Genomic DNA, 19,159 nt, shown 5'->3' on the forward strand with positions numbered 1-19,159 from the left:
TTTGAATTGCTGCATGTTTCCTTAGATCGGCTACGATCAAGGAAACAGTGGGCCGATTTGGGAACGCATGTCGCTGACGAAGGGTTTGTTTGTAACGTTTGAGGGCGGGGAAGGGGCCGGCAAGTCGACCCAGATGCGCCTGCTCGCCGATTCGCTGCGGGCGCGTGGCTACGATGTGCTGACGACGCGGGAGCCTGGCGGCTCCGTTGGCGCAGAGGCGGTGCGCCACGTGCTACTCTCGGGGGCGGCTGAGTCTTTCGGCATTCGCATGGAGGCGATTCTTTTCGCGGCCGCGCGCAGCGACCACGTCGAAGAGGTGATCCGGCCGGCGCTCCAGAAGGGAACCATCGTCCTGTGCGATCGCTTCATGGATTCCGCGCGCGTCTACCAGGGCATCACCGGCAATCTCGAGCCAGCCTTCGTGGAAACGCTCGAACGCGTGGCTATCAATGGTGTGACACCGGACCGAACAATCATTTTCGACCTGCCTGCCACCGTTGGGCTCGAACGCGCGCGTCGGCGCGCTGCCAGCGGCAGTCCCGATCGTTTCGAGAAGGAGCAGCTCGAAACGCACGAGAAACGGCGCGAGGCCTTCCTCGACATTGCAGAGGCTGACCCTCGGCGTTGTCGGGTCGTCGATGCCGCACGGCCGCCGGACGTCATAGCCGCCGAGGTGCGCGAGATCATGGAGGCGTTGCTGCAGGACGGTGACGAGCCACGGTCGGCAAACGCGGACGCTGCGTCATGACAATGGAACGTACCGGTGTGCTGGAAGGGGCCGTGGCCCCTGCCGAAAACAGCAAGCTGTTCGGCCATCATCAGGCAGAGGAATTTCTGGCGCAGAGCTACAAGTCTGGCAAAGGCCATCATGCGATCCTCATCGAGGGACCGGAGGGCATCGGCAAGGCGACGCTTGCCTTTCGCTTCGCGAACCACATCCTGAACAATCCCGAGCCGGCGACTGCGCCCGATCAGCTCGCCGATCCGGATCCCGCTTCGATTATCACTCGGCAATTTGCTTCCGGCGCATCGCACAACCTGCTTCATCTCACCCGCCCTGTGGACGAGAAAACGGGTAGGGCAAAGGGAGCGATCACTGTGGATGAAGTGCGCCGCGTCGGAAAGTTCTTCGGCCAGACGTCCGGCACGGGGAACTGGCGCATCGTTATCATCGACCCGGCGGACGATCTCAACCGTAATGCCGCCAATGCCATCCTCAAGATACTTGAGGAGCCGCCGCGCCGGTCGCTGTTCCTGGTGCTCACGCATGCGCCCGGAAAACTTCTGCCGACCATCCGCTCGCGCTGCCTTCCGCTGCGGCTGAAGCCGCTGGACCACGAGGCCATGCGCGAGGCGCTTGCCCATCTTGGCTTCGACACGGCGGGGCCGAATGTCGAGCGGATTCTCGCCGCGGCAAACGGCAGCGTTGCCGAAGCGCTAAAGCTCATCAATTACGGCGGCCTCGATATCGCGACCGCCTTCGAAGACATCCTCACGGGGCAGGGACCTGCGGTGCGCCGGCAGATGCACAAGCTCGCGGATATTCTGGCGGCAAGGGATAGCGAAACCATATTCGATTTCTTCTCGTCCCTGCTAACCGGGCGCCTCATGCAGCAGGCGCGGGAGGCGGCACTCTTGGGTGATATCGGCAGGGCTGAGCGCCTTGCGAGTCTCTCCAGTACTTTCGCGGAGCGCCTGACGGTGAGCGACGCCTATAATCTCGATCGAAAACAGACGATCCTGTCGCTGCTCGATGACCTCAGGGACGCTCTATAGATCGGGAGCGAACCTCCATTTTCGCTCGATCGCGGCAGCCAGGTCTAAATCGTTGTGGTGGGCGAAAAGGAGTACATGGCCGAGGAGGTCCGCGGTTTCATCGGCGAGCGATTGGCCTAGTTCCTCCGGCGACATCGCACGGGTGCGGCCCCTGCCGCTTACCTTGTTCCAGGCCTGCGTCAGCTCACCTACCTCTTCCTGCAGTTTCAGGATGTACCAATCCGGGTCGCGCACGATGCCATGTTCGACTGCATAAGCGGCCGAGGCCGCCTCGAACTGTCGCTTGAGCTTGCTGAGCATGTCACCCCTCCATTTGTTTCTGTTTTGTTCCGGATCGTTGTTTGTGTCAATCCGATTTGCCGGTCGACTGCCGCTGCCATCGGCTGAGGGTGGGCTTTTTCTTGCCGCGGCGGTTTCCTACGTGAAGGCGATGCGCTAATAGCTGCCTAGTCCAAGATCCGAGATATATCGAAGCCATCATGAGAGATACTTCCCCCTTCTACATCACCACCGCGATTTCCTATCCGAACGGCCGGCCGCACATCGGCCACGCCTATGAGTTGATCGCGACGGATGCGATGGCGCGCTATCAGCGACTGGACGGGCGCGAGGTCTTCTTCCTCACGGGCACGGACGAGCACGGCCAGAAGATGCAGCAGACGGCGAAGAAGGAAGGCATTTCCGCGCAGGAGCTCGCCGACCGCAACTCGGCCGAATTCGAGAAGATGGCTGTGCTTCTCAACGCCTCCAACGACGACTTCATCCGTACCACCGAGAAGCGTCATCATGAGGCCTCGCAGGCGATCTGGATCCGCATGGGCGAGGCGGGCGATCTCTATAAGGATTCCTATGCCGGGTGGTACTCCGTCCGCGATGAGGCCTATTATCAGGAAAACGAGACGGAGCTGCGCAACGACGGCGTGCGCTATGGGCCGCAGGGGACGCCGGTCGAGTGGGTGGAGGAGGAGAGCTATTTCTTCCGCCTCTCCGCCTATCAGGAAAAGCTCCTCAAGCACTACGAAGAAAACCCGGAATTCATCGGGCCGGCCGAGCGGCGGAATGAGGTCATTTCGTTCGTCAAGTCCGGGCTGAAGGACCTCTCGGTTTCGCGCACGACCTTCGATTGGGGCATCAAGGTGCCGAACGATCCAGCCCACGTCATGTATGTCTGGGTGGACGCGCTGACGAACTACCTCACCGCCACAGGCTACCTGACCGATCCGAACGGTCCGCGCGCAAAATTCTGGCCGGCGAATATCCATGTCATCGGCAAGGACATCATCCGCTTCCATGCCGTCTACTGGCCGGCCTTCCTGATGTCCGCCGGCCTGCCACTTCCGGAACGCGTCTTCGCCCATGGCTTCCTGCTCAACAAAGGCGAGAAGATGTCGAAGTCGCTCGGCAATGTCGTGGATCCGTTCAATCTGGTCGAACACTTCGGGCTTGACCAGATTCGCTATTTCTTCCTGCGCGAAGTCTCGTTCGGCCAGGACGGCAGCTACAGCGAGGAGGGGATCGCGATCCGCATCAACTCCGATCTTGCCAACGGCATCGGCAACCTTGCCAGCCGTTCGCTGTCGATGATCGTGAAGAACTGCGACGGCCAAATCCCGGTTTGCGGGCCGCTCACGGACGAGGACAAGGCAATGTTGGCTTCTGCCGATGCCCTGCTCGAGACGACGCGCGAGGATATGGGCAAGCAGCTCATCCACCGCGCGCTCGCCGCAATCATCGCTGTCGTTTCCGAAACCGACCGCTATTTCGCGGGTCAGGAACCCTGGGCTCTGAAGAAGACGGACCCGGAGCGGATGGCAACGGTGCTTTACGTCACGGCCGAAGTAGTGCGGCAGATTGCGATCCTGCTGCAGCCTTTCATGCCGGAATCGGCAGGCAAGCTTCTCGACCTCGTGGCTGTACCGGCCGACAAGCGTGATTTTGCTCATCTGGGCGAACCCGGACGTCTCGTCTCCGGAACGCCGCTCGAGGCACCGAAGCCGGTCTTCCCGCGCTACGTGGCGCCGGAAGTATAAGCGGGTCAAACGAATGCTGATCGATACCCATTGCCATCTGGATTTCCCGGACTTCGAGGCCGAGCGCGACGCGATTATCGAACGCGCCGCCGCGGCCGGTGTGGCGCAGATGGTGACGATTTCGACGCGTGTGAAACGGTTCGACACGATCATCGCGATCGCCGAAGCCTATCCGAATGTGTTTTGCTCCGTCGGTACCCATCCGCACAATGCGGATGATGAACTCGATATCACCACCGAAGACCTCGTTCGGCTGTCGTCGCATCCGAAAGTCGTTGCGATCGGTGAGGCGGGGCTCGACTATTTCTACGACAACGCACCGCGCGACGCGCAGGCAGAAGGCCTGCGCCGCCATATGGCGGCCGCGCGGGAGACAGGGCTGCCGCTCGTCATCCATAGCCGATCGGCGGACGAAGATATGGCGGCGATCCTGACCGAAGAAAGCGGGAAGGGGGCCTTCCCTTTCCTGCTCCATTGCTTCTCGTCGGGCCCGGACCTCGCGCGAGTTGGCGTCGAGCTTGGCGGCTATGTGTCCTTTTCCGGAATCCTGACCTTCCCGAAATCGCAGGAGATCAGGGATATCGCGAAGACGATCCCACGCGACCGGATGATCGTCGAGACGGACGCACCTTACCTCGCGCCCAAACCGTTCCGCGGCAAGCGTAACGAGCCGGCCTTTGTCGCCCATACGGCGCAGGTGCTGGCGGAAACGATCGGCGTTTCACCCGCGGAAATTGCCGAGATTACCACGGAGAACGCCTTCCGCATCTTCTCGAAAATGCCGAGGCCCTGACGTGGCATTTCGGCGGGTTTTCACCATCCTCGGATGCGGTTCTTCGCCAGGAGTACCGCGTATCACCGGCGATTGGGGAGCCTGCGATCCGTCAAATCCGCGCAACCGCCGGATGCGAGCGGCGCTGCTCGTCGAGCAGTTCGCACCGGACGGCGGCAAGACGACCGTCGTTATTGATACCGGCCCGGATTTCCGCGCCCAGATGGTTGCCGCCGACGTTCGCCACATCGACAGCGTCCTTTACACGCATGCCCACGCCGATCATCTGCACGGGATCGACGACCTTCGCGGCTTCGTGATCGAAAATCGCAGGTGTGTGCCGATCTGGGCGGATGCATCTACGATGAGTGCGATCCGCGAGAGGTTTCGCTATTGCGTCGAATCGCCGCCAGGAAGCGGCTATCCGCCGATCGTTGAGCCGCATCTCATCACCGAAGACCTGTCGCCGGTTACCGTTCACGGCGCCGGCGGGCCGATTGCTTTCACGCCGTTGATGCAATTTCACGGCAATACCCATTCGCTCGGTTTTCGAGCTGGCGATTTTGCCTATTGCAGCGATGTCAGCGATTTTCCGCCAGAGACCGTCGGGAAACTGCACGACCTCGATCTGCTGGTCCTCGACACGCTGCAATACAAATTCCATCCGAGCCACTTGTCGCTGGTGCAGTCGCTCGGCTGGATCGCGAGGCTTCAGCCGAAGCGCGCCGTGCTGACGCACATGCATGTGCCGTTGGACTATCAAACGGTGCAGAACGAGACGCCGGATCACGTCGAACCAGCTTATGACATGATGCGTCTCGAGTTCGAGATCGAGATGCCGTCCGCTGAAGAAGCGTAATATCCGACGTTAGAATGCGGCTCCAAGGCATTGATTTCGTGGGATTCAGCGACTTCGAAGCCGCGCGCGCGAGTTCCATAATCTATCTTATGCGATCTTTTGATGTAGCGGCAGTTTAGAGATGCGACATATGAGCCAGTTAGAGATGCGACAGTCGTCGCCTCTTGGGATGCTGGTCAAACGTCAACGTTTGGAAGGAAGACTGGCGAGGTGAAGCGTGGTTGAGACCATGAGCGTTCGGAGTCGTCATGTCTTGTTTGATCACCATGTCGCAGAAGGAATTGCATCGTCTTGAACTCATCCAGCGGATTCGCGGGCGCAGCCTGACCGTCGTCGAGGCGGCCGCGTTGCTTCGTCTTAGCCGCAGTCAGGTCCACCGGCTGTTGCAGGCCTATGACCAGGCCGGCGCCGACGGTCTCGTCTCGAAGAAGCGCGGCCGTCCGAGCAACCGGCGTTACAGCGAGGACTTCCGCAACCTGGTGCTCGACCTGGTGCGTGAGCATTACCTGGATTTTGGACCGACGTTGGCCGCCGAGAAGCTGCTCGAACGCCACCGGATTGCCGTCAGCAAGGAGACGCTGCGTCAGTGGATGATGGAAGCCGGCATCTGGGTGTCGCGACGCGAGCGCAAGAAGCGGGTTTTCCAGCCGCGCGGCCGGCGCGATTGTTTCGGCGAACTCGTTCAGATCGACGGCTCGCTTCATCGGTGGTTCGAGAACCGCGGACCCAAATGCGCCCTGCTCGTCTATATCGACGATGCCACCGGCAAGCTCTTGCATCTGCGCTTCGCCGGATCGGAGAACACCTTCGACTATCTGCACGCGACGAAGGCCTATCTGCAGCAATGGGGCAAGCCGATCGCCTTCTACAGCGACAAGCATGGCATCTTCCGCACCACCCATGCTTCCAAGAAGGACAGAACCAGTGGCCTGACGCAGTTCGGCCGGGCCCTTTATGAGCTCAACATCGACATCATCTGCGCCAATACCCCGCAGGCCAAGGGGCGCGTCGAGCGCGCCAACCAGACGCTGCAGGATCGGCTGGTCAAGGAACTGCGGCTGCGCGGCATCGACTCGATCGCGGCGGCCAATGCCTATGCGCCGGAGTTCATGGCCGACTTCAATCGCCGCTTTGGCAAGGCGCCGCGCAATCCGAAGGACATGCATCGGCCGTTTGCCGCGCATGAGAACCTCGATGGCGCCATGTGCCGCAAGGAGGTCCGCAAGCTGTCGCAGTCGCTGACGCTGCGCTATGACAAGGTGATGTTCATCCTCGATCCGACCGACCTCGCCACGGCGCTCGCCGGCAAGAAGCTCATTGTCTGCGACTATCCCGACGGCCGCCTCGAGATCACCCATGAGGGGACGTCCCTGCCCTACAGAGCCTTCGACACCTTACGGTCGGTGCACCGCTCCGAGGTGGTCGAGAACAAGCGCCTTGATGACATGCTGGCCGTGGTCGCCGAGATGCAGGCCGGACGAGAGCAACAGCGCAGCAAGGGCGGGCCGCGCCGCACCGGCCAGACGGACCACATGTTCGGCATACGCGACGGCAGCCAAAGCAATGGCTACCAAAAGCGCGGCACCAAGCCTGGCCGGAGGACGGATTTTACCAAGGATCCGGTGGTCATCGCCAAGCGCCAGCAAGCCCTTGCGCAGCTGAAGGCGGCGGAGTGATCGGGGTGTCAAAGCTAAAGTTTATCTTGCCGCTGGAGCCATCCGCCGCCGACCGGGCTGCGCAACCCTGACCAGCTCCACCCGGCCGGCGGCTATCGTCTGCGTACTTTGTAAATATAGCAACTTGCAAACGAAGTAATAAGGAGTAGGATGACGTCGCGTTTCTAATTTGACTACTTTGTCTCATCTTTAAATAGCTGTGACATTTGATGTAGCGGGGTACATTCTAATTTGAAGTGCGACATGGCAATGAAAACAATGGTTTGCCCTTGGGGACTTTTAGATGTCGCAGTGCTATTTGCAGCTCACCCTTCTCGATCGCCGACGACTTCATCAGTTGATGGAGCGCAAGGCCGCGACGTCTTAGCTCGATCCCACAATTTACGTGGAAGGCTGATCGGCTCTGTTTGATCTGCGCCGCGCAACCAACCGATATTCGTTCGCCATGGCGACATCACGAAGTTATGATGCCTGCGGACTTACGTTAGATTTATTGCGCACTGCATTGAAATAACACGCATATTTGTATATTAGAGACAAATAATGTTGTAATCTGGTGGATACGGGACACTTACCGGCGTTCGCATCAAGCCTAGTTCAGTAGCGGATGGAGGCCAGTCATGGTCAGGATCGTTTGTGTTGCACTTTGGCTGGCGCTTTCGATTGGAGCGGGTTCGGCCCTCGCCGATGAGCCTGTCGATACGGCGCAATCCATCATCCGTGCTCAGATCAAGGCTTTCCTGGACGACGACGCCGAGACGGCCTATTCCTTCGCCTCGCCGGCTATCAGGACAAAATTTCCGGACAAGATCATCTTTTTCGACATGGTCAAGCGCAGCTATCAGCACCTCTATCGCCCGGGCAACTTCGCCTTCGGCCGCTCAAAGGTGGTCGGTGAAGAGGTCTTCCAGGAAGTTCTGATCTCGGGATCGGACGGCAAGGACTGGACGGCGATCTATGACCTCGTTCACCAGCCGGATGGCAGTTACAAGATCAATGGCGTGATGATGCTGCAGACCGCGTCCGGCCCTCAACTCTGACAGGCTGAAAGGAGGTCAGACGGGCGGCAAGTCACCGCGTTTCCAGTTTTCCTGGGTCTCCGCCATGAAATCGGCGTAACGCCCCTCCTCGATCGCCTTGCGGATGCCCGCCATCAGCTCCTGATAATAGGCCAGGTTGTTCCAGCTGAGCAGCATGCCCCCGAGCGACTCATTCGAGCGGATCAGATGATGCAGGTAGGCCCGCGAGTAGTCGCGTGTGGCCGGGCACGACGATTGCTCGTCGAGTGGCCGCATGTCTTCGGCGTGGCGGGCATTTCGAAGGTTGATGCGGCCGTAGCGGGTGAAGGCCAGGCCATGGCGGCCGGAACGGGTCGGCATGACGCAATCGAACATGTCGATGCCATGCGCGACGGATTTCAGGATATCGTCCGGTGTGCCGACACCCATCAGGTAGCGTGGCTTTTCGGCAGGCAGTGCCGGGCATGTGACGTCGAGCATGTCGAGCATCACGTCCTGCGGTTCGCCCACGGCCAGCCCGCCGATGGCGTAGCCCTTGAGATCAAGATCTCTGAGCGCAAGAGCCGAGCGCTCGCGCAGTTTCGCAAGGTCCCCGCCCTGGACGATTCCGAACATGGCCTTGCCCGGCTGGTCGCCGAAGGCCACCTTGCAGCGTTCCGCCCAGCGCAGCGACATTTCCATCGCCCGTTCGATTTCGTTGGGTTCGGCAGGCAGCGCCACGCACTCGTCGAGCTGCATCTGGATGTCGCTGTCGAGCAATCCCTGGATCTCGATCGAACGTTCCGGCGACATGTGATAGAGCGCGCCGTCCACATGGCTCTTGAAGGTCACGCCCTGCTCGTTGAGCTTGCGCAGGCTGGACAGCGACATGACCTGGAAGCCGCCGCTGTCCGTCAGGATCGGCCGTTCCCAGCGGATGAAGTTGTGCAGTCCGCCGAGCCGCGCAACACGTTCGGCACCGGGACGCAGCATCAGATGATAGGTGTTGCCTAGGATGATGTCGGCGCCGAGTTCCCGCACCTGGTCAAGATACATCGCCTTGACCGTGCCGACGGTTCCGACAGGCATGAATGCAGGCGTGCGGATCGTGCCGCGCGGCATCGAAACCTCGCCGCGGCGCGCCTTGCCGTCGGTTGCAAGCAGCTTGAATTGAAACGTCTCGGTCATCTAGTTTTTCCGGAAAAGCAGGCTTGAATCGCCATAGGAATAGAAGCGGTAGCCGGCGGCGATCGCGTGCGCATAGGCGGCACGCATCGTGTCGAGCCCGGCGAAGGCCGAAACAAGCATGAAAAGCGTCGATTTCGGCAGATGGAAATTGGTCATCAGCATATCGACCGCACGGAAGCGATAGCCCGGCGTGATGAAGATGCCGGTCGCGCCGGACCAGGGCCGGATTTCGCCTTCCTTCGTTGCCGCGCTTTCGATCAGTCGAAGCGACGTCGTGCCGACGCAGACGATGCGTCCGCCCCTCGCCCGCACCGCATTCAGGCTGTTGGCTGTCGCCGCGCTCACGTGGCCGATTTCCTCGTGCATCACGTGATCGTCGGTGTCATCCGTCTTGACCGGCAAAAAGGTCCCCGCACCGACGTGCAGGGTTACGAAGTGGCGCTCAATGCCGACCTCGTCTAGCCTTGTGAAAAGGCGTTCGGTGAAATGCAATCCGGCGGTCGGTGCCGCGACGGCTCCCTCTTCCCGCGCATAGACGGTCTGATAGTCAGTTCGGTCCCGCGCATCGTCCGGACGTTTGGATGCGATATAGGGGGGCAGCGGGATATGGCCGACGGCCATGATCGCCTCGTCGAGTGCCGGTCCGGAAAGGTCGAAGCGAAGTGTTACCTCGCCGGCGTCGGCCTTCTCTTCGACAGTGGCGTCGAGCGTGCCGAGCAGGCAGCTGTTTCCGCCGTGGCCGAACGAGATGCGGTCACCAGGTTTCAGCCGGCGCGCCGGTCGCGCGAAAGCCTTCCAGCGGTCAGGTGCGACCCGCATATGCAGCGTCAGCGAGACCTGCGTGACGATCTCATCGCTGCGCCTGCGAAGGCCTTCGAGCTGCGCCGGTATCACCTTGGTGTCGTTGAAAACGAGTGCGTCCCCGGGCCGCAGGAACGACGGCAGGTCGAGAACGCCGTGGTCGGCGAGGACAGGCTCGCCGTCCGGCCGCACGACAAGCATGCGGGCGCTGTCGCGCGGATTTGCGGGCCGCAGCGCAATGGAAGTTTCCGGCAGGTCGAAGTCAAACAGGTCTACGCGCATCGATGGTATCAGACAAAAGCAAACCCGCCCCGGCGTCTTTTGACGCGACCGGGGCGGGTCCGTGCATTAGCGCAAATCAGGCGTCGGCGGCAACCCGCATCGACACGATGGTGTCGGGATCACGCACCGGCTCGCCGCGCTTGATCTTATCGACATTCTCCATGCCTTCGATTACCTGGCCCCAGATCGAGTACTGCTTGTTGAGCCAGGGAGCATCGGTGAAGCAGATGAAGAACTGCGAGTTTGCCGAGTTCGGCATCTGGCTGCGGGCCATCGAGCACGTGCCACGCACGTGGCTCTTGTCGGAGAACTCGGCCTTGAGGTCGGGCTTGGAGGAGCCGCCCATGCCCGCGCGGCCGGGATTGAAGTGTTCGCTGCCGGTCTTTCCGTACTGCACGTCGCCGGTCTGCGCCATGAAATCCTCGATCACGCGATGGAACACGACTCCATCATAGGCGCCCTCGCGAGTCAGCTCCTTGATACGAGCGACATGACCCGGAGCGACGTCCGGCAGAAGCTCGATCACGACCCTGCCCTTGGTGGTCTCCATGATGATCGTGTTTTCCGGATCCTTGATCTCGGCCATGGTTCTTCTCCTTCTGTTTGACTTACTTGCCGACCTTGACGCTGATCATACGGTCTGGATCGGTGACGGCGCCGTTGTTGGCGTCATCCCCGAGCTTGATCTTGTCGACATTCTCCATGCCTTCGACCACCTTGCCGACGACCGTATACTGGCCGTTGAGGAAGTCACCCGGCGCGAACATGATAAAGAACTGCGAGTTGGCGCTGTTCGGATCCTGCGAGCGCGCCATGCCTACTGTACCACGCTCGAAGGGCACGTCGGAGAATTCCGCCGGCAGGTCGGGTTTGGAGGAGCCACCCGTTCCAGCGAGATCGGCCTGATAGCCGTCCTTCATATCTCCATATTGCACGTCGCCCGTCTGTGCCATGAAGCCCTTGATCACGCGATGAAAGGCAACGTTGTCGTATTCGCCTGCAGCAGCGAGCTCCTTGATCTGCTGAACGTGCTTCGGCGCGATGTCCGGGCGCAGCTCGACAACGACCGGGCCGTCCTTCAGCTCGATCGTGATCACATTGTCGCTCGACTGCGCGAAGGCCGACCCTGTCAGGGTGGCGAGCGCCAGGGCCCCTGCGAAAGCGAATTGGAGGATTTTCATGGTTTCTCCCTGAGTGGTGTGAGCTGTCCGCGCTCAGGCCTTACGCTTCGCCTGCAGCGCCTGATGGACCGCACGGGGCACGAAGGCGCTTACGTCGCCGCCCATCGCCGCGATCTGGCGGACCAATGTGGCCGTAATGGGCCGTGATGCGGTGCCCGCCGGTAAAAACAGTGTCTGGATGTCCGGAGCCATCTGCCGGTTCATGCCGGCCATCTGCATCTCGTAATCGAGATCCGTGCCATCGCGCAGGCCGCGCACCAGCAGGGTCGCGCCGTGACGGCGCGCCGCGTCGACCACCAGATTATCGAAGGAAACAACGGCGATATCACCTGCCCTTTCAGGCAGAGACTCGTTCAGCGAGCGGCGGATGAGATCGGCGCGCTCTTCGAACGAAAAGAGCGGCGCTTTTCCAGGATGAATGCCGATCGCCACGATGACCTTTGCCGCGACGTTCAGTGCCTGCACAAGCACATCAAGATGCCCGTTCGTCATCGGATCGAAGGAGCCGGGGTAGAAAGCCGTGGTCATCGCACCTGTTTCCGTTTGGTGAAGCCTTTTGTCACGGAAGGCGGCTGACCGCAAGGGCAGCGCAGCCCGCGCTTTCGCCTGTTCCCTCGGAAACAGCAGGCAAGAAAGAATGAATGCTAGATGAATGGAGTGTTCAAGATGGTTTCACACCGGAAGTTGTACCGTGAGGCAAGAATGAACGGAACCTTTTTTGGAGACATGCCGTTTTAGGAACTGAAAGGATTACGGCCATGGGACTTGCTCTGTTTTCGATGACAATGTTTTTCGCGATGTCCGTCGCCACAATCCATGCGCTTCGCAGCGAAGTGCGTGTCCGCAACGAGCAAGATCGCGGCTTTAATCTGTAAATGCCTCCAGGAACTTCTTGCCGGAAGTTTCAAAATAAGCGCCCTCATATCTTCCCCTGATGAGGTCGCTCTTGTAAGCCGGACGGCCTCCCCTGCCCGTCCGGCTTTTTCTTTTCGTCCCGCGCTGCTTGGTTTGAGGCGCCGCGGGGCCATGGTTCAAAAGGCCTTCGCCTGCATCGAACGAAGCAGATGGAAGAAGCGCCAATTGAGCGACAGGGCTGCCGCCGCAAGCCCCAGCACAAAGCCGAACCAGACGCCGACGCCGCCGAAGTTCAGCGGAAAAGCGAACACCCAGGCGCAGAAGAAGCCGATCGGCCAATAGGAGATCATCGCCAGGATCATCGGTATCGTCGTGTCCTTGAGGCCACGCAGCATTCCGGCGGCGATGGCCTGGAGACCATCGACAAGCTGGAAAGCCCCGGCGATGACGATCAACGGACCGGCAAAAGCGAGCACCTCCGCCGCATCGGGCCGGCTCGTGTCCAGATAGAGGGCTGCAAGCTCTCGGGGAAAGAGCGCGAAGATCGTGCTGCCGACGGCAGCAAAGAGGCTGCCGAGCACGAGCACGGCAATGGCGGCCCGTCTGACGCCCTGCAAGTCACCGCTTCCGTAGGCAAGACCGATACGCACTGTTCCAGCCTGCGCGAGACCGAGCGGGATCATGAAGGCGATCGAGGCGAATTGAAGGGCGATCCCGTGCGCGGCCAGTTCCATAGTGCCGATATTGCCCATGAGCAGGGACGCGGCGGTAAACAGGCTGACTTCGGCGAGAATCGTCATGGAGATCGGAACGCCGAGATAGATCACCTCGCAGAATGCCGGCCAGTCCGGCCGCCAGAAGCGCACGAAGAGTTCGTACTGGTTCAGTTCCGGCCGGCTGCGGATATAGGCGATCGTGAGGGCTGCACCAAGCAAGGCGACGCCAAGGGCCGCAAGGGCCGCGCCGAATATGCCGAGCGCGGGAAAGCCGAAGTGCCCGTAGATCAGCACGTAGCAAAGCAGCGCATTGATAACGAGCGTTGCAAGCGTGACGTAGAGAATGATGCCTGCCCGCTCCAAGCCGCTCAGGAATGCCCTCAGCACCATAAAAGTGAGGCTCGGAAATATCGCCCATTGCGCGATATGCAGGTACTCCCCGGCGAGCTTCGCGACTTCGGGCTTTTGGCCGGCAAAGAGAAGGATCGACTCAGCCATCCACAGGAGCGGTGCCGTGAGTGCACCGTAGAGCAGCACCACCCATATGCCCATTCTCACCGAGCGGCGGACGGAAACCTTGTCGCCACGGCCCTGCGCCTGCGCGGCCATGGGCACCACCGCATTGGCAAAGCCGCTGCCGAAAATGAAGACGGTAAAGAATGTCTGCGTCGCAAGGATAATTGCCGCGAGCTCGGTCGCGCCAAGCTTGCCGACCATCAACACATCGGTCGTATTGATCGCCAGCTGCGCCAGCTGAGCGCCGATGAAAGGCACACCGAGATAGAAGCTTGCACGAAAGTGGTTGCTCCACGAATTGTCGTTCTGAAGCTGAATTTGGCTAGTGTTCGTGGTCAGCATGGGAATCTGGCTCCAGATCACGTTCATGACCTTGGACGCATCCAAAATCACAAATGTCATCGATTTCAAAAAGTTAGAGCGGGATGCGGGCGGAAAACCGCTCACATTTTTTCATTGTCCCGTTCTGTTGCGGCAGATCGGCTGCAAATCAACTCGGTGGAAGAATATCCGAGATAGAGCAGTGCCGACGAAAGTGCCAGCAAGAAAGGCCTGACTGCTCAATTTTTCATCGAAGGATCAAAAAAATTGATCAATTTGAAGGCGTTGTCTCGCCGGGCCTAAAGCGCGTCGCGTTCGATCGGGCTGATGCGACGCGCTTTAGGTTATTGCTCTGATGCATGTCGTTGTCCCAAAACCGCTGCACACTTTTAGGCGACATGCATTAGGCCTGCGTTGGTTTCGCCACGCCATCCTGGAATGCCTCGCGGGGTAGTGGACGCACGCGCAGCAAGAAGACTGCGAGCCCCGTGAGAATGAGGCAGCCCGCCAGCGCGTAGGGTGCGCCGGAAAACGAGAAGGCCGCCGCGGGGTTGGTGAAATATCCGAAGATCTGCGTGAAGATGAGCGGCCCGACGATCGTCGTGATGCTCGAAAGGCTGGTGAGCGCTCCCTGCAGGTCGCCTTGGGCGGACGGCGGGACGTGGGCAGATGCAATGCTGCGCAATGGAGGATCGGCGAGGCTTTCAAGTGCCGTCGCGACGATCACGGCATACACCATCCAGCCCTGCCAGGCGGCGGCATAGCCGGCCATTCCGAGCGCAGTGAAGACGAGTCCGAGCGCAGCCGTTCGCCGTTCTCCGAACCGCGTCACGACGCGCGGTAGGACAACGGCCATTACAAACGCTCCGCCGATACCGAAGATTCCGAGCGACAGCCCGATCTGCCCTTCGCTCCAGCCATAACGGTAGGTTAAGACGAACGACCAGACCGCTGGGTAGACCGCATGCGCCAACCAATAGAGGAAAAAGACAAGACCGATCCAGCCGACGCCGGGATAGTTGCGCATCTGTTTGAGCGCGCCGAGAGGATTGGCGCGCCACCACTCGAAGCGCCGCTTGTTTGCGTGGGCCAGGGTTTCGGGCAGGAGGAACAGGCCGACCATGAAGTTGATGAAGGACAGTGCGGCGGCGCCGTAAAACGGCACCCTTGGGCCTAGCTCTCCGAGAAAGCCGCCAATCACGGGGCCGAGCGCGAAGCCGGTGCCGAAAGCAATGCCGATTAACCCGAAATTCTTCGCGCGATTGCTGTCGTCGCTGATGTCGGCAATGTAGGCGGACGCGGTTCCGAAGCTCGCGCCGCTGATGCCGGCAAGGACACGGCCGACAAAAAGCATCCAGTAGCTCGTTGCAAGCGCACAGATCAGGTTGTCGATCGCGAAGGTGAGCACGGAGGCAAGCAGGATCGGGCGCCGCCCGAAGCGATCGCTCAAATTGCCGATCAAAGGTGCAAAGAGAAACTGCATCGCTGAATAGACGAGCAGCAGCCAGCCGCCGTCGATTGCTGCTTCGCCGACATCTGCGCCAGTCAGTTCCTTCAGATAGGTCGGCAGCACCGGCACGATGATGGCGATGCCCATGATGTCAAGAAAGAGGATGAGAAAGACGAGAAACAGTCCACGCCGCACGAATTTCTTGTCGAGCATGAAGCCCCTCCCCGCTGTGTATCGTCAGTGTGGAGACAGAACGTGAACGACGTCACCAAATAAGGTGTATCGTATTGTTATAAACGAAACAATGCGTGAACATTTCAAAGTTTATGATCGAAACGATCGCGTCCGCTTATGTTTCCTGCGCGCGGTCTTACTATTCCGAACGCCGTTGTTCCGCCTTCAGGAAATCGACGAAGGCCCTGAGCGGTGCCGGCATATGGCGGCGGCTGGCATAGTAGAGGAACGGTCCGGGAAAGCGGGTTACCCACGATTCGAGAATTGGCACGAGCCGCCCTGCTTTGATCGCCGGCGCCAGAAATTCCTCGAATGTGCGGATGACTCCGAGACCGTCGATCGCCGCGCCGACTTCGAGGTCGATCGCGTTGGCCAGGATGACTGCGGGCGGCGCAATGGTCAGGGCGGCATCGCCTTCTCCAAACTCCCACGACAAGGCAACGCCGCTTGGGAATCGATGGCGAATGGTGGCGTGTTCGAGAAGGTCACGCGGATGTTGCGGTATGCCGTGTCGGGCAAGATAATCCGGGGAAGCGGCGGTAAGATAACGCTGCACGCGCGGGCCGATCGGGATAGCGATCATGTCTCGCTCGAGTCGTTCCTCGTAGCGCACGCCGGCGTCGAACCCAGCGGCGAGAACATCGATGAAGCCGTCTTCGGCCGTCACCTCCACCGTAATCGCCGGATTGGCCTTGAGGAAGCGACCGACAAGTGGCGGCAGGATTTCGCGGGCGACGATTGTCGGCACATTCAGCCTAAGCGTGCCCGCCGGGCTGTCACGGAGGCTGCCCACCTGATCGAGCGCTCCGGCGATCTCTCCAAGTGCTGGCGACAAGCGTTCGAGCAGCCGCATGCCCGCCTCTGTCGGGGTGACGCTGCGGGTCGTGCGATTGAGCAGTCTCACGCCCAGCCTCGCCTCCAGCCGCCGCAACGCCTCGCTGAGCGCGGAAGCCGAAACGCCGCGTTTGCGGGCAGCAGTGCGGAAACTGCGTTCACGGGCAACGGCGGCAAAGGCGTCGAGATCTGCGAGCGGAAGGTCGTTCATTGTACGGAATTATGGACAAGCTGTTTGGCTTGCGGCCGATTATCGCACACTACGACCTGAAGTAAATACGACAGTGAACGAAACGGCCGGACAACGGCCTCATCGAAGGAGAAGTGAGATGCAAAAGGTTTCGCTTGGAGAATCCGGCCCGGAGGTTTCCGTGATCGGGCTTGGCTGCATGGGTATGTCGGGCATGTACGGTCCGTCGGACCGCGCGGAAAGCATCGCAACGATTCATGCCGCGCTCGATGCGGGTGTCACATTGCTCGACACCGGTGATTTCTACGGCATGGGTCACAACGAGATGCTGATCGGGGAGGCCCTCAGGGGACGCGATCGCGATCAGGCGCAACTGAGCGTCAAGTTCGGTGCGTTGCGCGACGCTGCCGGCGCGTGGATGGGATATGATGGCCGCCCGCAGGCCGTGCGCAATTTCCTCGCCTATACGCTGCAACGGCTGGGCGTAGACCACATCGATATCTACAGACCGGCTCGCCTCGATCCCGATGTTCCGATCGAGGACACCGTTGGCGCGATCGCAGATATGGTGAAGGCCGGCTATGTTCGCCACATCGGCCTTTCCGAGGTCGGGCCCGAGACGATCCGGCGCGCGGCCGCCGTCCATCCGATCGTCGATCTTCAGATAGAGTACTCGCTGATCTCCCGCGGGATCGAGGCGGAGATCCTGCCGACATGCCGCGAGCTCGGTATCGGCATCACGGCCTACGGCGTCCTTTCGCGCGGCCTGATCAGCGGCCACTGGCAGAAGGGTGCGGCCAAGGGCCGCGATTTCCGCGCCATGAGCCCGCGCTTCCAGGAAGGCAACGTCGAGCAGAACCTGGCTCTGGTCGAGGCGCTGCGACGCGTCGCAGATGCAAAGGGCGTTACTGTCGCGCAGATCGCGATCGCCTGGGTCGCCGCGCAGGGTGCAGATATCGTCCCGCTTGTCGGCGCGCGCCGCCGCGACCGGCTTGCCGAAGCGCTTGGTTCGCAGGCCGTTCGCCTCGATGCGGATGATCTGGCGGCGATCGAACGTGCCGTGCCGAAGGACGCTGCCGCCGGTGCTCGCTATCCGGAAGCGCAACTCGCGCACATGGACAGCGAACGGCACGGCTGAACCTCATGCATGTCGCCCGACAGTGTGCAGCGGTTTCGGGATAACGACATGCATGCAGCAAAGAATGCATATCGCCCGACAGTGTGCAGCGGTTTCGGGACAACGACATGCATGCAACAAAGATTGACAGAGCGTCACTTGTTTCCATGTGACGCGCGTTAGTTGTTCGGATCGGGCTTGAGCGCCCGCTCCGGAGGATCCCGATCAGACGGACCCGGAGAAGGTGTCGCAAGCCGACATCTGGCCGCTGTCGAAGCCGCGCTGGAACCATTTCATCCGTTGCTCAGATGTGCCGTGGTTGAAGCTCTCCGGGACGACGTAGCCTTGCATGCGCTTTTGCAGCGTATCGTCGCCGATCTGCGTGGCGGCATTCAGCGCCTCCTCCAGGTCGCCGCGTTCCAGCAGTCCCTTCTGCTCCGTATATTTGCCCCAGATGCCGGCGAAACAATCGGCCTGCAGTTCGACGCGGATCGACATTTGGTTTGCATCGACCTCGCTCATGCGCTGCCGCATCTGATTGAATTTCGGCAAGACGCCGATCAGGTTCTGCACGTGATGGCCGACCTCATGGGCAAGCACATAGGCCTGGGCGAAGTCGCCGGCGGCATCGAATTTGTGAGCGAGTTCGTCAAAGAAGCTCATGTCGAGATAGACCTTGCGGTCGCCCGGGCAATAGAACGGGCCGGAGGCGGCCGAGGCAAAGCCGCAGGCCGAACGGACGGAGCCATTGAACAGCACCAGCTTCGGCTCCTCATACTGCTCGCCGCTCGCCTGGAAGATACCGTTCCAGGTGTCCTCCGTTTCGGCAAGCACCGTCGCCATGAAGGCTTTCATCTCTTCCTCTTCGGCCGAGCCTTGTGGCACCTGCGAGCCGTCGCTCTGCTCGAAGCCGGGCATGTTCATCGGGCCGCCTTCCAGGACCTGAAGCATGTCGATGCCCATAGCCCGGAGCACGAAGTAGAGGATGACAAGAAAGATGATCGTGCCGAAGCTCAATCCTCCGCCGGCGCGGCGCATGCCGCCTCCCCCGCCCGGCAGGCGGAACCCGCCGCCACGGCCGAAGGGGCTGCCTCCCAGACCGCCTTCGGGGCTCGCCCCGCGCTGATCCTCAATGTTTCCGGATTGGCGGCGGCCTTTCCATTCCATGATCAGTCCTCCAGGCGTCGCATCAGCTTTAATGCATTGAATGATTTATATGCCCGAGCGACGATCCTTGTAAAACGCTATCCCCGCCGCGCCGTTTCATCCGGCCGTTCTTTGCGGGCTTTCTCATTTTCCAGCGACCGTTCCGAGGGGTGCGGGAGTGGGCGCCACAAATATCTTCGCATTATTGTCGATTCCG

Annotated in this window: 18 protein-coding genes; 8 read left to right on the forward strand and 10 right to left on the reverse strand. The window is 60.6% G+C overall.

Translation table 11 applies throughout. From position 1 onward, the window contains the following. Positions 1–67: 67 nt before the first annotated feature. Positions 68–748, forward strand: coding sequence for a dTMP kinase (tmk, locus tag QA637_RS06610; protein ID WP_153440837.1), 681 nt, complete (start codon positions 68–70; stop codon positions 746–748). Then, positions 745–1,776 (forward strand): DNA polymerase III subunit delta', encoded by a 1,032-nt coding sequence (locus QA637_RS06615; protein ID WP_153440838.1) that lies wholly within the window; start codon positions 745–747, stop codon positions 1,774–1,776. The genes tmk and QA637_RS06615 overlap by 4 nt, the downstream gene beginning before the upstream one ends. On the opposite strand, the gene QA637_RS06620 is transcribed toward QA637_RS06615, so the two are convergent. Further along, on the reverse strand, positions 1,771–2,076 hold the full coding sequence (locus tag QA637_RS06620) for a nucleoside triphosphate pyrophosphohydrolase family protein (protein ID WP_153440839.1): 306 nt from the start codon (positions 2,074–2,076) through the stop codon (positions 1,771–1,773). The two genes, QA637_RS06615 and QA637_RS06620, sit on opposite strands and share 6 nt — an antisense overlap. Positions 2,077–2,255: 179 nt before the next feature. On the opposite strand from QA637_RS06620, the gene metG reads away from it, so the two are divergent. The 5 genes from metG (at position 2,256) to QA637_RS06645 (ending at position 8,153) form a co-directional block, all read left to right on the forward strand. Continuing rightward, complete coding sequence (gene metG / locus QA637_RS06625; protein ID WP_283064359.1) at positions 2,256–3,806, forward strand: methionine--tRNA ligase; 1,551 nt, start codon at positions 2,256–2,258, stop codon at positions 3,804–3,806. A 13-nt stretch (positions 3,807–3,819) separates the two neighbouring features. Continuing rightward, positions 3,820–4,599 (forward strand): TatD family hydrolase, encoded by a 780-nt coding sequence (locus QA637_RS06630; RefSeq protein WP_153440841.1) that lies wholly within the window; start codon positions 3,820–3,822, stop codon positions 4,597–4,599. Position 4,600: 1 nt separating this feature from the next. Then, the gene (locus QA637_RS06635) at positions 4,601–5,437 is read left to right on the forward strand and encodes an MBL fold metallo-hydrolase (RefSeq protein WP_184109028.1); all 837 of its coding nucleotides are present in this window, start codon (positions 4,601–4,603) and stop codon (positions 5,435–5,437) included. 248 nt (positions 5,438–5,685) lie between these two features. Beyond that, positions 5,686–7,113 carry an ISNCY family transposase gene (locus QA637_RS06640; protein ID WP_283064360.1) on the forward strand — a complete coding sequence of 476 codons (1,428 nt, stop codon included), beginning with the start codon at positions 5,686–5,688 and terminating at the stop codon, positions 7,111–7,113. A gap of 620 nt (positions 7,114–7,733) precedes the next feature. Then, entirely contained in the window at positions 7,734–8,153 is a 420-nt protein-coding gene (locus QA637_RS06645; protein WP_283064361.1) for a DUF4864 domain-containing protein, read from the forward strand. Between the two features lie 15 nt (positions 8,154–8,168). On the opposite strand, the gene tgt is transcribed toward QA637_RS06645, so the two are convergent. The 8 genes from tgt to QA637_RS06685 form a co-directional block, all read right to left on the reverse strand. Then, positions 8,169–9,299 carry a tRNA guanosine(34) transglycosylase Tgt gene (tgt, locus tag QA637_RS06650; RefSeq protein WP_283064363.1) on the reverse strand — a complete coding sequence of 377 codons (1,131 nt, stop codon included), beginning with the start codon at positions 9,297–9,299 and terminating at the stop codon, positions 8,169–8,171. Then, positions 9,300–10,382, reverse strand: a complete 1,083-nt coding sequence (queA, locus tag QA637_RS06655) for a tRNA preQ1(34) S-adenosylmethionine ribosyltransferase-isomerase QueA (RefSeq protein WP_153441005.1) — start codon at positions 10,380–10,382, stop codon at positions 9,300–9,302. A 76-nt stretch (positions 10,383–10,458) separates the two neighbouring features. Next, positions 10,459–10,968 carry a peptidylprolyl isomerase gene (locus QA637_RS06660; protein ID WP_136505465.1) on the reverse strand — a complete coding sequence of 170 codons (510 nt, stop codon included), beginning with the start codon at positions 10,966–10,968 and terminating at the stop codon, positions 10,459–10,461. A 22-nt stretch (positions 10,969–10,990) separates the two neighbouring features. After that, a complete protein-coding gene (locus tag QA637_RS06665) occupies positions 10,991–11,563 on the reverse strand; it encodes a peptidylprolyl isomerase (RefSeq protein WP_283064365.1) in 573 nt (190 codons plus the stop codon). A gap of 33 nt (positions 11,564–11,596) precedes the next feature. After that, positions 11,597–12,091: a pantetheine-phosphate adenylyltransferase gene (gene coaD / locus QA637_RS06670; RefSeq protein ID WP_153441003.1), complete on the reverse strand. Its 495-nt coding sequence runs from the start codon at positions 12,089–12,091 to the stop codon at positions 11,597–11,599. Between the two features lie 503 nt (positions 12,092–12,594). After that, entirely contained in the window at positions 12,595–13,992 is a 1,398-nt protein-coding gene (locus QA637_RS06675; protein ID WP_283064366.1) for an MATE family efflux transporter, read from the reverse strand. Positions 13,993–14,374: 382 nt separating this feature from the next. Beyond that, on the reverse strand, positions 14,375–15,634 hold the full coding sequence (locus QA637_RS06680; protein ID WP_283064368.1) for a TCR/Tet family MFS transporter: 1,260 nt from the start codon (positions 15,632–15,634) through the stop codon (positions 14,375–14,377). Positions 15,635–15,794: 160 nt separating this feature from the next. After that, positions 15,795–16,700 (reverse strand): LysR family transcriptional regulator, encoded by a 906-nt coding sequence (locus QA637_RS06685; protein WP_283064370.1) that lies wholly within the window; start codon positions 16,698–16,700, stop codon positions 15,795–15,797. Positions 16,701–16,818: 118 nt separating this feature from the next. Here QA637_RS06685 and QA637_RS06690 point away from each other — a divergent pair, with 118 nt between their 5' ends. After that, the gene (locus QA637_RS06690; RefSeq protein WP_283064372.1) at positions 16,819–17,817 is read left to right on the forward strand and encodes an aldo/keto reductase; all 999 of its coding nucleotides are present in this window, start codon (positions 16,819–16,821) and stop codon (positions 17,815–17,817) included. 204 nt (positions 17,818–18,021) lie between these two features. Here QA637_RS06690 and ypfJ read toward each other — a convergent pair whose 3' ends face one another. Continuing rightward, the gene (gene ypfJ, locus QA637_RS06695) at positions 18,022–18,963 is read right to left on the reverse strand and encodes a KPN_02809 family neutral zinc metallopeptidase (protein ID WP_283064374.1); all 942 of its coding nucleotides are present in this window, start codon (positions 18,961–18,963) and stop codon (positions 18,022–18,024) included. Between the last annotated feature and the right edge of the window lie 196 nt (positions 18,964–19,159).

Source organism: Sinorhizobium terangae (assembly GCF_029714365.1).
In the GTDB taxonomy this organism is placed as follows: domain Bacteria; phylum Pseudomonadota; class Alphaproteobacteria; order Rhizobiales; family Rhizobiaceae; genus Sinorhizobium; species Sinorhizobium terangae.

What these genes read in the sequence shown, in the direction of transcription:
- QA637_RS06660 (WP_136505465.1), bottom strand. Translation starts at nt 10,968, where the DNA reads ATGGCCGAGATCAAGGATCCGGAAAACACGATCATCATGGAGACCACC.
- QA637_RS06690 (WP_283064372.1), top strand. Translation starts at nt 16,819, where the DNA reads ATGCAAAAGGTTTCGCTTGGAGAATCCGGCCCGGAGGTTTCCGTGATC.
- QA637_RS06620 (WP_153440839.1), bottom strand. Translation starts at nt 2,076, where the DNA reads ATGCTCAGCAAGCTCAAGCGACAGTTCGAGGCGGCCTCGGCCGCTTAT.
- tmk (WP_153440837.1), top strand. Translation starts at nt 68, where the DNA reads ATGTCGCTGACGAAGGGTTTGTTTGTAACGTTTGAGGGCGGGGAAGGG.
- QA637_RS06640 (WP_283064360.1), top strand. Translation starts at nt 5,686, where the DNA reads ATGTCTTGTTTGATCACCATGTCGCAGAAGGAATTGCATCGTCTTGAA.
- QA637_RS06615 (WP_153440838.1), top strand. Translation starts at nt 745, where the DNA reads ATGACAATGGAACGTACCGGTGTGCTGGAAGGGGCCGTGGCCCCTGCC.
- QA637_RS06685 (WP_283064370.1), bottom strand. Translation starts at nt 16,700, where the DNA reads ATGAACGACCTTCCGCTCGCAGATCTCGACGCCTTTGCCGCCGTTGCC.
- QA637_RS06680 (WP_283064368.1), bottom strand. Translation starts at nt 15,634, where the DNA reads ATGCTCGACAAGAAATTCGTGCGGCGTGGACTGTTTCTCGTCTTTCTC.
- coaD (WP_153441003.1), bottom strand. Translation starts at nt 12,091, where the DNA reads ATGACCACGGCTTTCTACCCCGGCTCCTTCGATCCGATGACGAACGGG.
- QA637_RS06675 (WP_283064366.1), bottom strand. Translation starts at nt 13,992, where the DNA reads ATGCTGACCACGAACACTAGCCAAATTCAGCTTCAGAACGACAATTCG.
- ypfJ (WP_283064374.1), bottom strand. Translation starts at nt 18,963, where the DNA reads ATGGAATGGAAAGGCCGCCGCCAATCCGGAAACATTGAGGATCAGCGC.
- tgt (WP_283064363.1), bottom strand. Translation starts at nt 9,299, where the DNA reads ATGACCGAGACGTTTCAATTCAAGCTGCTTGCAACCGACGGCAAGGCG.
- QA637_RS06645 (WP_283064361.1), top strand. Translation starts at nt 7,734, where the DNA reads ATGGTCAGGATCGTTTGTGTTGCACTTTGGCTGGCGCTTTCGATTGGA.
- metG (WP_283064359.1), top strand. Translation starts at nt 2,256, where the DNA reads ATGAGAGATACTTCCCCCTTCTACATCACCACCGCGATTTCCTATCCG.
- QA637_RS06630 (WP_153440841.1), top strand. Translation starts at nt 3,820, where the DNA reads ATGCTGATCGATACCCATTGCCATCTGGATTTCCCGGACTTCGAGGCC.
- queA (WP_153441005.1), bottom strand. Translation starts at nt 10,382, where the DNA reads ATGCGCGTAGACCTGTTTGACTTCGACCTGCCGGAAACTTCCATTGCG.
- QA637_RS06665 (WP_283064365.1), bottom strand. Translation starts at nt 11,563, where the DNA reads ATGAAAATCCTCCAATTCGCTTTCGCAGGGGCCCTGGCGCTCGCCACC.